We start from the raw sequence: 1,645 nt of genomic DNA on the forward strand, positions 1-1,645 counted from the left end.
TTTGGTTGGTTTGTCTTTTTGTTAGGTTTGGGCTTTTCACGGCCTGATTTTTTGGCTTTTGTGCTGAAATTTTTTTGTGGAGAGTTTGATCCTGGCTCAGGACGAACGCTGGCGGCGTGCTTAACACATGCAAGTCGAACGGAAAGGCCTGCAGCTTGCTGCGGGTACTCGAGTGGCGAACGGGTGAGTAACACGTGGGTGATCTGCCTTGCACTTCGGGATAAGCTTGGGAAACTGGGTCTAATACCGGATAGGACAGCTGTTTAGTGTCAGTTGTGGAAAGTTTTTTCGGTGCAAGATGAGCTCGCGGCCTATCAGCTTGTTGGTGGGGTAATGGCCTACCAAGGCGTCGACGGGTAGCCGGCCTGAGAGGGTGTACGGCCACATTGGGACTGAGATACGGCCCAGACTCCTACGGGAGGCAGCAGTGGGGAATATTGCACAATGGGCGGAAGCCTGATGCAGCGACGCCGCGTGGGGGATGAAGGCCTTCGGGTTGTAAACTCCTTTCGACAGGGACGAAGCGTAAGTGACGGTACCTGTATAAGAAGCACCGGCTAACTACGTGCCAGCAGCCGCGGTAATACGTAGGGTGCGAGCGTTGTCCGGAATTACTGGGCGTAAAGAGCTCGTAGGTGGTTTGTCGCGTCGTCTGTGAAATTCCGGGGCTTAACTCCGGGCGTGCAGGCGATACGGGCTGACTTGAGTGCTGTAGGGGAGACTGGAATTCCTGGTGTAGCGGTGAAATGCGCAGATATCAGGAGGAACACCGATGGCGAAGGCAGGTCTCTGGGCAGTAACTGACGCTGAGGAGCGAAAGCATGGGTAGCGAACAGGATTAGATACCCTGGTAGTCCATGCCGTAAACGGTGGGCGCTAGGTGTAGGGGGCTTCCACGTCTTCTGTGCCGTAGCTAACGCATTAAGCGCCCCGCCTGGGGAGTACGGCCGCAAGGCTAAAACTCAAAGGAATTGACGGGGGCCCGCACAAGCGGCGGAGCATGTGGATTAATTCGATGCAACGCGAAGAACCTTACCTGGGCTTGACATATACAAGACAGGCGTAGAGATACGTCCTCCCTTGTGGTTTGTATACAGGTGGTGCATGGTTGTCGTCAGCTCGTGTCGTGAGATGTTGGGTTAAGTCCCGCAACGAGCGCAACCCTTGTCTTATGTTGCCAGCATTTGGTTGGGGACTCATGAGAGACTGCCGGGGTCAACTCGGAGGAAGGTGGGGATGACGTCAAATCATCATGCCCCTTATGTCCAGGGCTTCACACATGCTACAATGGTCGGTACAACGCGCAGCGACACTGTGAGGTGGAGCGAATCGCTGAAAGCCGGCCTTAGTTCGGATTGGGGTCTGCAACTCGACCCCATGAAGTCGGAGTCGCTAGTAATCGCAGATCAGCAACGCTGCGGTGAATACGTTCCCGGGCCTTGTACACACCGCCCGTCACGTCATGAAAGTTGGTAACACCCGAAGCCAGTGGCTCAAACTCGTTAGGGAGCTGTCGAAGGTGGGATCGGCGATTGGGACGAAGTCGTAACAAGGTAGCCGTACCGGAAGGTGCGGCTGGATCACCTCCTTTCTAAGGAGCATTATTTTTGTGCCCACAGTTGTGGGTGTGTTGGTTGAGTACACG

The 1,645-nt window shown here is 55.0% G+C and carries 1 rRNA gene; it reads left to right on the forward strand.

Annotated elements, in window-relative coordinates:
- Positions 1-73 precede the first annotated feature (73 nt).
- Positions 74-1,591: ribosomal RNA gene (locus HMPREF3148_RS11580) — 16S ribosomal RNA — on the forward strand.
- Positions 1,592-1,645 lie beyond the last annotated feature (54 nt).

The sequence above is a fragment of the Corynebacterium sp. HMSC05D08 genome (assembly GCF_001807215.1).
In the GTDB taxonomy this organism is placed as follows: domain Bacteria; phylum Actinomycetota; class Actinomycetes; order Mycobacteriales; family Mycobacteriaceae; genus Corynebacterium; species Corynebacterium striatum.